The sequence below is a fragment of the Halalkalibacter akibai JCM 9157 genome, from assembly GCF_000513135.1.
Classification (GTDB): domain Bacteria; phylum Bacillota; class Bacilli; order Bacillales; family Bacillaceae_D; genus Halalkalibacter; species Halalkalibacter akibai.
The window spans coordinates 1-11765 of sequence record NZ_BAUV01000073.1; the positions used below are offsets into that span (position 1 = coordinate 1).

Sequence of the window (11765 nt, forward strand, 5' to 3'; positions counted from 1 at the left end):
TTATGATGATAGTTGATTTGATAATCGGCTATAACGATTACTTGCAACATCCCGAATGGTCAGCCCCTTTTTCAGTGTTCTTAATAAGTACTATTGTTACCTATGGCATACCAATTCTTTTAGGCTTAATACTATCAATAATATTTAAAATTAAGGCCAATAAATTAAGAGAAGCAATTAATTAGTAGAGGAGCGCTATTCATGATAACACCTACTAAACTCCAGGCAGGGGATGAAATACGAGTGATTGCTCCAAGTAGAAGCGCTAGTATTTTATCTGAGGCAGGAATTCAACAAGCCCAAAAAAGATTAGAAGAATTAGGTTTTACCGTGACGTTTGGCAGACACATATTTCATACTGATTTACATAATTCCTCTTCTATTACACAACGACTTGAAGACTTACATGAAGCATTTCAAGATAGCCAGGTAAAAGGGATTTTAACGGTTATAGGTGGTTTTAATAGTAACGAATTACTACCGTATATAGACTACGAATGTATTAAACAAAATCCTAAAGTATTTTGTGGTTATAGTGATATTACGGCTATTGCAACGGCCATTACAACTAAAACCGGGTTGGTTACTTATTCTGGTCCACACTTTTCTAGTTTTCAAATGGAAAAAGCACAAGACTATCAGACAGAGTATTTTAAGAAATGTTTAATGCAAAGTGAGAGCTTTATCATTCCCCCTTCTACACAGTGGAGTGATGATGCCTGGTTTTTGGATCAGGAGAATAGAAAGTTTGAAATGACCAGTTGGAAAGCTTATAACATTGGAGAAGCGCGAGGACAATTATACGGTGGGAATTTGTGTACACTAAATCTACTACAAGGAACAGAATATATGCCTAACCTTCAAGGCAAGGTATTATTCATTGAAGATGATGAAATGACGATTCCAGAAACATTTGCTCGTGACATCACCTCGTTATTACAAGTAGCAGGTGAAATAAAAGGTCTTGTAATTGGGCGCTTTCAACGTGCATCTAAAATGACAGAGGAACATCTTATATATATTCTCGATAAACACCCTATATTGAAGTTCATTCCCGTTCTGTACGATGTTGACTTTGGACATACACAGCCAATGATTACCTTCCCAATTGGAGGGTTTGTAGAAGTCAATAGTACCGGGAAACAGATCTTATTCACCGAATTTTAATTGGGAAAAGACAACGGAATCTGAAGGAGAATTTAAGTGTATGTAATAGATATAAATAGTATCGGAATCATTATTATTGTTTTGTATTTTATTATTGACCTATTAATATATCGTAAGAAACAGTTGTTACGAAGATTAATCTTTCTCAGTTTTCTAATTTACACGGTAAACGTATTGCAACAAATAACTGGTGGAATTCATATCCCTCCTTTTCAAAGTAATCACTGGAGTTGGGAATGGAATATTCAGCTAGTACCATTTTACTTTTTAGGTGATTTAATTAGTCATTATAATCATTCAGGTTTTAGTTGGTTTTTTTGGAATGCAGTAAAATTATCTTTTTATAATATACTGCTGTTACTACCATTAGGAGTGTATCTGTCGATTTATAAGATTAAAAATGTCAAAAGAGCTGCTACTATTATTTTCGCTGTTAGTTTTGGAATAGAGACCTTACAAATTGTATTAACTTATTATGGGATCACATACTCACGCAGTTTTAATGTGGATGACTTAATCTTGAATACTTTAGGTGGTGTTTTAGGTTACTTTGCTTTTGAGAAGCTAAAAAATTTATATAGTATTATTTATCAAAAGAAACAAAGAGTAAATGTCTAATATTCGCTTAAACGATATGATTGTATTTTAAAAGTTTCGTAAATTAAAAATATGAGATGACTTATTTTTGTGCTAGTAGATGTAATTTTCTGGAATATTTAATTTAGTTGGACATACCCAATAGGTAAAGGGGGTGTTCATTTGAAGAAGCGAATGTTAAGTATGACTGTTGTAGCAGCTATTATTATATTAGGTATTGTAGGCACAACGATGGTTATGGGCAAGTCAAAGGATCAAGTATCTGAAGTTACGGTTGAAAATGTGGATATGGCAGGGGTTAATCAAGAAATGTTCACATTAACATCTACTATTATAGAAGGACTGAATGATTTTGATGGCATTGGCGATATACAGATTGATTTCCATGAAAAAATAACAGTCCAAACTTCGCTTGAGAGTTCGGACGCGAGTTCAATTGATCAAGCAATAGAGATTCAAAAGACTGTTGAGAATATTCTTAAGTCTAAGGAGCTGGAATCTATATCAAACATTGATTCCTATCAAATTTACTTATTAGATGAGGCTGGAGATGTAATAGAATAAACTTGATATAATTAGTAAAATGATTATTAAAGAAACAGGAGCGATTGTTCAAAAGAACAGTCGCTTTTTTTCGAATGTTATAAGTGGGGAGTCGAGTATGAGTATATGAAATGTTTTTGTGAGCAAGAAGACACACTAGATTTAAAAATCGAAGGTGATGTTGGAGCGGAGCCAATATGGTGTAGTAAGTGTGGATGTAACTTTGATTTAGAAGACATTTCGTTTTCCAATGAGTTAAAAGATGAGTTGGGAAGCTGGGCGAATGAGTATGGGAACTGGATTGATTGGGATAAAGATAAAATAGTTCCCGCTGGTATTGAAATGGAAGAAGAGCACAATAAAAAAGGGATAATACTGACAGACAAAGTAAAGAAGGAACTTGGAGGGAAATATAGAATTACATTTTCCTCTTCAACTATGGCAAGAGCTATGCAAGTAAAAAATCAAAATCTATAGCTTATCCTGATGTGAAATTGGACTGAACCTTTACGGTGAATTTTTTTTGGATGCCAATAAAGCCCGTAATATGGGGCTTTATAATGAAAGTTTAATTCTTGACAAGTTACGCTACTCTGCGTTACTATATACCTGTAGTTAGTAATACAGATTAGTTGTAAGACCATATACAGGTGCTACCGAGTACTGAACAAAAACGGTTAAAAAGGGGTGATAATTTGGAAAATATAACTGAAATGTTGAAAGGTGTGCTTGAGGGGTGTGTGCTTGAAATCATCAGTCGTGGCGAAACTTACGGCTATGAAATTACACAACAGCTTAGAGCACTTGGCTTCACAGACGTAGTTGAAGGTACAGTTTATACGATTACGATGCGACTTGAGAAAAACAATCTGGTGAACATTGAGAAGAAACCATCTAATATGGGACCTCCGAGAAAGTTTTACACACTTAATTCAGCAGGGCAAGAACAACTTAGAGTCTTTTGGATGAAGTGGGAATTCGTATCAAGTAAGATTAACGAACTTAAAATAAAAGGATAATCAAAGGAGAGAATAAGATGAATCTGATTGAAAAAATGATTGGAAATCTGAATGACAAGCGTGAATGGAAGGCGATGGAAGCGCGTGCGAAGGCACTTCCAAGTGAGTACCACAACGCATACAAAGCAATCCAAAAATATATGTGGACAACTGGTGCTCCATCAGACTGGAAGGATGTTAGCAGGATCTTTGGAGGCCTTCTTGAACTTTTTGAAGCAGGTGCTGCAGAAGGCAAGAAAGTCACTGATCTCACGGGAGAAAACGTAGCTGGTTTCTGTGATGAACTATTGAAAGACGAGAAAACTTGGTTTGATAAGTACCGTACGAAGTTGAACGATACAATTGGCCGAGGGTGAGATCCTTTTGATACAAAATGAAGAGGAAAATATAGCTAGTTACTAAGGGAAAAGGCCATCTTTACCATTTATTTTTTTAAGTTGGTACTAAGTTATACAGGATAGTGGTGATACTGAGTAGATGAATAGGAAAGCCGCAAGCATAGATCAATTTTTGAAATGTTGACATGAAACCAAAAGGTGTTATATTATAAATGAAACCAAATGGTTCTATATGATAAAGGAGAATGAAGCATGGAAACATTACAAGATATAAAGCAAACGATCATTTTTGAAGCACCTATACAAAAAGTCTGGAATACAGTATCAACCTCTGAAGGGATTGCCTCGTGGTTTATGCCGAATGATTTTGAACCTAGAGTAGGACATGAGTTTCACATACAATCACCATTTGGGCCATCACCATGCAAAGTATTAGAAGTCGATGAACCTTATAAAGTTTCGTTTTCATGGGATACAGAAGGTTGGGTAGTTTCGTTTCTACTAAAAGAGATGGGAGACAAAACGGAATTTACTCTTATTCATGGTGGTTGGAAATCTCCGGATACGATTCTTCCAAAAGCCAATGAAAAAAGTGCTGTTATTCGCGAAAGAATGGATTTTGGTTGGGGTGGCATTGTTCAGGAACTTCAAAAGGTTGTGGAAAAATAAGTGGCAGCAGAGAAGTATGATGTTTTTCAAGCGATTGCTGATCCTACGAGAAGAGAGGTTCTTCGTCTGCTTGCCAATCAAGAACTGGCTATCTCAGAAATAACAGCTCATTTTTCAATAAGCCGAACAGCCGTAGCCAAACATCTAAAAGTTCTTTCAGAAGCGAGTTTGGTCAGCGGAAAAAAAGTCGGCAGAGAAAAAATATATCAGTTGCATCCAGAACCGTTAACAGAGGTAAAACAATGGCTTGCTTATTACGAACAATTCTGGAATAACAAGTTATCGATTCTTAAACATGTGGTTGAAAATGATGAGGAAAATAGATTTAAAGGGATCGAGACAGAACGGGAATAAATGAAGTGCTTATATTAGGTGCAACCTCTTAATAAAGAAGAGGGTTGCACTTTTTTTATGTGTAATAAGGAAAAAATGTTAAAATTAAGAAACTAAACACAAGTATAGTAGGGGTTCATCTATAACTTTATAAATAGGTGCTGAAAGAGAGTTTCTTAGAAACCTTGTTAAATTCATTTATGTTGCCATGACTGGAGTGATCGTTTTGTTTGTTGGTCGTACTTTGTATATATTAGGAATGCTTTTCGTTTTCTTTAGTACTATTGTGTTAGTAATGATGTTTTTTACTAGTGGTGGGAACATACTGATTCCTGTTTTTGCGATACTTAATGGCTTTATGGCGATGGGAATTGGTGAAATTGTTATTGATTTAAACTATAAGAAAAGTTTAGAGAATAACAAGAGAGAAGAATTAAATAAACTTTAGGAGTTAGATATGAGGAGTACCGGGAAGCGAATTTTGCCTAGACTGGCTATTTACTTTTATCTTAACGCAAGGTTAACGATGACATTTGCAACAATTAACGGTATTGTTGCGAGTTATATGGTCCTTACAAGCTTTTATAAGTACAAGATTAGTGAGGTAATACTATGAAAAGTAGAAAATGGATTTATGCAATATGTATTATAGCTATAATTTCTATTGCATCTTTTGGGGCATATAAATGGTTTAATGAAGGTGAATTAAGACTTGATACGTTCATTTTCCTTGCAGTTATTACTGCGTATTTGCTTAATTACATGGCTAATGGCAGAACGGAATTAGAGGATCAAAATGAAAGAGAAGTTTTTCTGTCTAAAAAGGCTTTAGGATTGAGTTACTTGATTTTAGTCATTTGCTTGGGAGTCACTTTAATTATAAGTGAAGGAACTGAGGTGCTTTCAGAATTCAAAAATATACCTCTGGTAATCTGCTTTTCTTTAAGTATAGTTATTTACCCGCTGGTTCGAGCAATTGTATTTTTAAATCAACGATAAGTGGTTTAATTTCTACGATGGATTACCTAAATCTGCTTGAAAGATCAAACTCTAACTAAGCAATATAAATAACTCTATTAAACTTTTAAACAAGAACCCCCTTATGAATAGTGGATGGCTATCCATAAGGGGGTCTTTAGATTGATGTTACTTCCTATCAGTCATAATTGCTTGAGCTTTATTCGTTGTTTCTTCAATTAGTTTAGCAACAAGCTCATTATCAACAGCAAGGTTTTCAATCGTTGCCGTCATTTCTTCTAAGCTTGCTGAAGATTGCTGGATGATTGCAGCTAAATCGCTTGTTGATGCCTCAACATTAGATGATTGCTGCTTGACATTTTCGGACAAGGCCGTCATAAACTGGACTTTGTCGTCGAGTGAGTCGAGCATTTCTTTCACTGACATGAAGGAAGATGTGACATCTTCTGTTGAAGCAATACCTTTTGAGATAAATGTGCTACTTGTCTCCATTTTTTCAAGAGCCTCGGAGTTCTTAGCATTCAGTTGCGAAAGGTTAACATTAATCTTGTCGGTAGTGCTTTTACTTACTTCGGCTAGTTTGCGAATTTCTTCAGCAACAACCGAGAATCCCTTACCAGCTTCGCCTGCGCGCGCTGCTTCAATTGAAGCGTTCAGGGCAAGTAAGTTTGTTTGTCCTGAGATTTGCTCGATCGTTCCAGTAAACGTATTCGTTTCCTCGATTGTCTTCGTCAATTCGGCAAACGTTTCGTTTAATGCATGGATGATATTTTCAAGCTGTTTCATATCAGTCTTTAATTCCGTCGCTTTCGTTAAGCCATCATTAGCAACGTGTAGTGATTGATCCGATTGTTCTTCGAGCTCTGCTGTAGTCCCATGTAACTGACTCATATTGTCTTTTGTATCTAAAGCAATAGAGGAGATTTCACCAATTTGTTCTGATTGAGTCATACTTCCTGAAGCCATTTCGTTAATGGCTAAACGGATTTCTTCTTGTGCCTTTAAATTACCTTGAATTTTTACATTGGCATTTTCTACGTCCTCAATAATACCCGAAACGTTTGTTTCTAAATGACGTTTTTGTTCTTCTTTTTTCGTAGCCTCTAATTCGGCGTCTGTAATAAATTGCTGAAGTTGTTGGAATTGTTTCTTATTTAGATAAATCAGGACACCGAAAACAATCCCTGAAAGGAAGTAAACAATAATAGCTGTCGAAAACATGCTAGCAAATTGTTCTGTTTGGTTAGTCTCTAAAGAGTTAACGAGTAGGACCCCAATTAATCCAAGGACAAATCCACCTATAAAAATTTTCTCGTTAAAATGGATGGCAGAAATTAATAATAAGAATAATAAAATGAAAATCAGTGTTCCGCTAGCACCAAAAATAAAAATGGACCCAATAGAGAACACATAAATATAGCCAACACTGATGTATGGAAAAAGCTTAGGTTTATTCAGTAAAAACTGCAATGAGAAATATAAAATCGCAAAGCCAAGTAATTCTGCTCCATAGTAGCTCGTTGTACTTAAATCACCATCGAGTAACGTCTTCACTGTCGCAGCTAAAAGAGACAAAGAAAACGTTACAAACATAAGTGTGTTTTTCTTCTTAATGTCACTTATTAACATTTTTTGTAGGGTTGTCAAAGTAAGTCCTCCGTTATTAGTAGTATAGTAAATTATAAAATAGTAGGTATATACTAGTATGGCATAGGGACTATGGACTGCCTACAGGTTATATTTAACAATACAAAGGGGAAGGCACTAGTAAACTTGAGGTATGATTTGAACAATGTTCCTCTTGGAAAGATTTTGAGATAACGGGGAATGTAGCCTCGTTTTGTTAATAGCTAATGTAACGTTTAATCCAAAAAACCAACATTTTGATCGATAGTATCAAAGTGTTGGTTTTAAAAAACAATTTTTAGCGTTGGAAGGGGTTATTAATTAAACAGTATTCTGGAGAGAAAAACCTTCAAATTCTCTTTTTAAAAAAGAACCCCACCATATAAAGCGCTACCCCTAACACGATTAGCCAATAAAGGGGAAACGTAATCGCTGGACCGAAATCAGGCATAGTAGCAATGAGAAGAAAGAAACAGCCAAACGGCAGGACTCCGAAAAGCAGGCCACCTAACCAAAACTCTTTTAATTTGCTAACCTGTTTAAAACACGTCCAGCGCATATACTGCATAAATACATACAACACTGTGAAAGCGATAGCTAATGAGAGGACCGTGAGAACCGTTACGGAACCTAGATAAAAGGTTTTCACAGGTTCAAATAAACCAAAAGCATAGTGGAGAACCGTGTGAACAAGTCCATTAATAAACGCAGCGACAGCTAGAAAATTGAAAATTCCCATCAAGACGTAAAGGACTCTTTTTTTCGTAATCATCGCTGGCAATTCGCCGATAATTTCGTTGGCATACGCTCTAGGGTTGTCGCCGAACAGGTCTTTTGCTGTACGATTCTCGTTTTGTGCTTCAACTAGATGGTCCAATAACTCCATTAAAATCTCTTCTGTTTCTAGGTCAGATTTATCAAAAGATAAACGAATATAAAGAAGCATGTCTTCATAAAATTCTTTGTTTTCTTTGTTAAGCTGTTTCCGTTTTTCGTTGTTTTCCTTGATTAATAATTGAGCGTTCACGATCTTTCCTCCTCTGTTTGTAATAGTTTGTCTACGGGAGTTTTTAAGCCATCCCAGTTTACCTTGAATTCTTGTAATGCTTCTGTTCCTTCAGAAGTGAGGGTGTAGTATTTTCGATTAGGTCCACTTGATGAAGTTCTCATTTCGCCTTTGATGAGTTTTTCTTTTTGAAGCCGTAGTAAGATTGGATAAATAGATCCTTCGCTGACATCGATTCCTTGCGATTGTAGTTTCATGGCTAGTTCATAACCGTATACAGTCTCACGTGAAATGATGGCGAGGATGCAGCCCTCAAGAATTCCTTTTAATAATTGGCTTCGTATAGACATTTTGCTCACCTACTTTTATGAAAATGTAGTAAATTGGTTAGTGTGCAGGAAGTATCATGTATAACAAGATAGTGAGTCGCTACAAAGGTATCTTGTAATGCAAGATACCTTTGATCAGTGTATATGACAATGGAAAAAATCTCAAGTGTTTTTAAAAGGGGCCTGTTCTTCTTTCATAGAAAATCAAATGTCATATGTTTCGTATTGCGAAATATAGATAGTTAGATATACTTAAGGGTGAGGACTGTAAAAAGGATTAATGGAAGACTATAAAATGGGAGTTTTTTAGATGGAAGATAAAGAGAATTATAGCAAAGTATTAATTGCAGGATTGTTGCTGATTGGGACTTTTATAGCGGTGTTGAATCAGACGCTGATGATAACTGCCATTCCTCCGCTGATGATCGAAATGAACATCACGGCAAGTACAGGGCAATGGCTAACGACTGTGTTTATGCTGGTGATGGGGATTATGGTGCCTATTTCAGCTTTTTTAATTGAAAAATTTACGACGAGACAGCTTTTCTTATCAGCGATGGGGATTTTCACGGTCGGAACGCTGCTCGCAGCAGTGGCGCCAAATTTTCCAGTCTTACTAGCATCAAGGATTATTCAATCTATTGGGGCTGGGGTCATGATTCCGCTTATGCAGACCGTGTTTTTGCTCATTTTTCCCGTGGAGCGACGGGGAGCTGCTATGGGGTACATTGGCTTGTGATCTCGTTTGCACCAGCAATCGGGCCAACATTGTCAGGCTGGGTGACAACGAACTATGAGTGGCGGTACATGTTTTATGGCATTCTGCCTTTGGCACTGCTCATGTTGATTTTGGCGTCTTTTAAGATGAGGAATGTGACCGAACTTAAAAACCCGAAAGTCGATCCGGTTTCAATTATGTTATCGACATTTGGTTTCGGTGGTCTTCTGTATGGGTTCACCAGTGCTGGGAATAATGGTTGGGGCAGTCTACAAACCATCACGTTCCTCGTGCTTGGAGTGGTACTCATTTTCTTATTTATTAAACGACAGCTTGGATTAAGTCACCCGATGCTTGAGTTTCGGGTTTTTAAGGCACCGATGTTTACTCTTGCTACGATCATTTGCAGCATTGGTTTTTTGGGTCTGATCGGTCTTGAGACACTTATTCCATTATATATGCACAACATGCGCGGGTTTACGGCAGTGGAGGCAGGAATTGTTTTGCTTCCTGGGGCATTGATAACAGGAATAATGGCTCCCATCACGGGCCGAATATTTGATCGCTACGGGGCAAGAGTATTGGCTATACCGGGCTTGATCATTATGACGTTCTCAACGTTTGCCTTTCTTTTTATTGATACAACAACGTCGATTATGTATCTTACGGTAATGTATGCGATTCGGATGTTTGGCTTCTCAATGGTGATGATGCCAGTCAATACCGCAGGATTGAATCAATTGCCGAGAAAGTTACTTCCTCACGGGTCAGCAGTTACGAATACGATTCGTCAGATGTCAGCTTCGATTGGAACGGGATTGCTTGTCACAACAATGACAACGGCAGAAAGGGTCGGAACGAATCTTCCCCACGTGATCAATCCCGATATATTCGGAGCAATCATCGCATTTGGAATGGTTGGCGTGTTAACGTTCGTATCGTTGATTTTAGCTTTAAAGTTCAGAAAACCTACCCGCCAACAGACGAAGAATGGGAAACTGGAGGCAAGGCACCTGTTGTAAAGGGAGAAGGGATTAATGCTTAATGAGAAGGCACGATCATTTGTTAAGAAATAAATGATCGTGCAATTTCTACTGTTTTATGATCTAATCTGTCTAATGTAAAAAGGGTTTGAAAATAAATGCTTAGAAATCTGTATGAAGAGGATTTTTTATCTTAATTTGGATACTTTATAAAAAAGATTGATTATTCAAATCGAGGTGAAGGGCCTTATGGCATCAAGACGACGGCACGTAGTATTTAATCTCATTCTTATTTTAATTCCTTGGGTATCAGTATTGTTTTTAGGAAAGAAGAGTTTCAAAAGATATCTTCCAGCGAGTTTTATCATAGGTATTTTTGAAATTTTAAATCATGTATATGGACACAAACGAAACTTTTGGGAGTTTTATGATAAACCTAAGTCATTTATAAGGGATGAACTTCCTTTTGATATAGGTCCTTATATACCACTCTCTATGTGGATCCTCAAATATTCATATGGGAATTTTAAAAAGTTTGTAGTCATAAATGCTGTTGCTAATGGATTCTTTGCGTTTTTGTTTATGCCTTTTCTTAAAAAAATTAAAATTATTCGTTTACGTCGGTTAAACTATTTTCAATTCTTTTTCTACATACACTATAAAGCATATCTTTTGTATGGAATGCAATATTTATTAGAGAGAAAGAATTTGAGATATATTTAGGGACTTGTTAACGAAAATAAATAAGTAGTGATGCTTGAATAAAAAGGCATCACTTTTTTTTGTGGAGTCAGTGCAGGGGAATATTTAAATTAGTGAAAAAAATGGAAACATTTGGTTGGTAATGGTGTTACACTAATAATAACTAGATTTTAGGGGGAGTTTGATGAGCGAGAAAAAACCAAGGTTATCTTTGACTGGAGCAATAATTATTTTAAGTATTTGCATAGTATTTTCAGCTTTCAATATTTCGAGTGCAATAAGAGATGCGTCCAGGAACATTCCTAACAATGGAGTAAATGAATATGAGTTAAGCAGATTTAATGATAATTTTGAAGAACTTATAAACATACTTCAGGAAGAAAATGGAATGGGTCAATAGTGTTGTTGAAGATTTTGACAGTTATAGCTAAGAATAATATTGAATAAACAACAGTAAGTGATCCCTAGCAGAAGGATTGCTTATTTTTTTACATTATAGAAGAGTTATATAAAGATAGGCGATGAAGTCCGAAACCAAGCTGAGCGAGCCCGAAAAAGGTCATCATAAAGCCGATGAAGCCCAAAACCAAGCTGAGCTAGCGCGAAAAAGGTCATCATAAAGCTGATGAAGCCCGAAACCAAGCTGAGCTAGCAGAAAAAAGGTCATCATAAAGCTGATGAAGCCCAAAACCAAGCCGAGAGAGCAGAAAAAAGGTCTTCATAAAGGCGATGAAGACGCAAACCAAGCTGAGGGAGG

16 protein-coding genes and 1 pseudogene are annotated in these 11765 nt (G+C 36.4%); 14 read left to right on the forward strand and 3 right to left on the reverse strand.

Translation table 11 applies throughout. The features are described 5' to 3' along the window. The 11 genes from JCM9157_RS25530 to JCM9157_RS21515 form a co-directional block, all read left to right on the forward strand. On the forward strand, positions 1–185 hold a 185-nt coding region (locus tag JCM9157_RS25530; RefSeq protein WP_035668159.1), incomplete at its 5' end, for a hypothetical protein. Between the two features lie 16 nt (positions 186–201). After that, on the forward strand, positions 202–1167 hold the full coding sequence (locus JCM9157_RS21470; RefSeq protein WP_035668162.1) for a S66 family peptidase: 966 nt from the start codon (positions 202–204) through the stop codon (positions 1165–1167). Between the two features lie 36 nt (positions 1168–1203). Then, on the forward strand, positions 1204–1785 hold the full coding sequence (locus JCM9157_RS23675) for a VanZ family protein (RefSeq protein ID WP_052013305.1): 582 nt from the start codon (positions 1204–1206) through the stop codon (positions 1783–1785). Positions 1786–1926: 141 nt separating this feature from the next. Then, on the forward strand, positions 1927–2328 hold the full coding sequence (locus JCM9157_RS21480; RefSeq protein WP_035668165.1) for a hypothetical protein: 402 nt from the start codon (positions 1927–1929) through the stop codon (positions 2326–2328). Positions 2329–2433: 105 nt separating this feature from the next. Beyond that, on the forward strand, positions 2434–2784 hold the full coding sequence (locus tag JCM9157_RS21485; protein WP_035668168.1) for an immunity protein CdiI family protein: 351 nt from the start codon (positions 2434–2436) through the stop codon (positions 2782–2784). Positions 2785–3002: 218 nt separating this feature from the next. Continuing rightward, positions 3003–3326 carry a PadR family transcriptional regulator gene (locus JCM9157_RS21490; protein ID WP_035668170.1) on the forward strand — a complete coding sequence of 108 codons (324 nt, stop codon included), beginning with the start codon at positions 3003–3005 and terminating at the stop codon, positions 3324–3326. Between the two features lie 17 nt (positions 3327–3343). Beyond that, complete coding sequence (locus JCM9157_RS21495; protein WP_035668173.1) at positions 3344–3682, forward strand: DUF1048 domain-containing protein; 339 nt, start codon at positions 3344–3346, stop codon at positions 3680–3682. A 234-nt stretch (positions 3683–3916) separates the two neighbouring features. After that, positions 3917–4333, forward strand: a complete 417-nt coding sequence (locus tag JCM9157_RS21500; RefSeq protein ID WP_035668175.1) for an SRPBCC family protein — start codon at positions 3917–3919, stop codon at positions 4331–4333. Next, positions 4334–4687: an ArsR/SmtB family transcription factor gene (locus JCM9157_RS21505; RefSeq protein WP_035668178.1), complete on the forward strand. Its 354-nt coding sequence runs from the start codon at positions 4334–4336 to the stop codon at positions 4685–4687. A gap of 205 nt (positions 4688–4892) precedes the next feature. Then, positions 4893–5114, forward strand: a complete 222-nt coding sequence (locus tag JCM9157_RS21510) for a hypothetical protein (protein WP_035668181.1) — start codon at positions 4893–4895, stop codon at positions 5112–5114. A gap of 164 nt (positions 5115–5278) precedes the next feature. After that, on the forward strand, positions 5279–5665 hold the full coding sequence (locus JCM9157_RS21515; protein WP_035668183.1) for a hypothetical protein: 387 nt from the start codon (positions 5279–5281) through the stop codon (positions 5663–5665). Positions 5666–5812: 147 nt separating this feature from the next. Here JCM9157_RS21515 and JCM9157_RS21520 read toward each other — a convergent pair whose 3' ends face one another. The 3 genes from JCM9157_RS21520 to JCM9157_RS21530 form a co-directional block, all read right to left on the reverse strand. Then, positions 5813–7291 (reverse strand): methyl-accepting chemotaxis protein, encoded by a 1479-nt coding sequence (locus JCM9157_RS21520; RefSeq protein ID WP_035668185.1) that lies wholly within the window; start codon positions 7289–7291, stop codon positions 5813–5815. A gap of 328 nt (positions 7292–7619) precedes the next feature. Continuing rightward, complete coding sequence (locus JCM9157_RS21525; RefSeq protein ID WP_035668187.1) at positions 7620–8297, reverse strand: DUF1129 family protein; 678 nt, start codon at positions 8295–8297, stop codon at positions 7620–7622. Further along, positions 8294–8626, reverse strand: coding sequence for a PadR family transcriptional regulator (locus JCM9157_RS21530; RefSeq protein ID WP_035668189.1), 333 nt, complete (start codon positions 8624–8626; stop codon positions 8294–8296). The genes JCM9157_RS21525 and JCM9157_RS21530 overlap by 4 nt, the downstream gene beginning before the upstream one ends. Before the next feature lie 376 nt (positions 8627–9002). Between JCM9157_RS21530 and JCM9157_RS21535 the strand changes: the two are divergent. From JCM9157_RS21535 to JCM9157_RS21545, 3 genes and pseudogenes are all read left to right on the forward strand, one after another. Next, a pseudogene (locus JCM9157_RS21535) lies at positions 9003–10345 on the forward strand (MDR family MFS transporter). A gap of 210 nt (positions 10346–10555) precedes the next feature. Then, a complete protein-coding gene (locus tag JCM9157_RS21540; protein ID WP_035668191.1) occupies positions 10556–11029 on the forward strand; it encodes a hypothetical protein in 474 nt (157 codons plus the stop codon). A 163-nt stretch (positions 11030–11192) separates the two neighbouring features. Continuing rightward, positions 11193–11408: a hypothetical protein gene (locus JCM9157_RS21545; protein ID WP_035668193.1), complete on the forward strand. Its 216-nt coding sequence runs from the start codon at positions 11193–11195 to the stop codon at positions 11406–11408. The last annotated feature ends 357 nt before the right edge of the window (positions 11409–11765 follow it).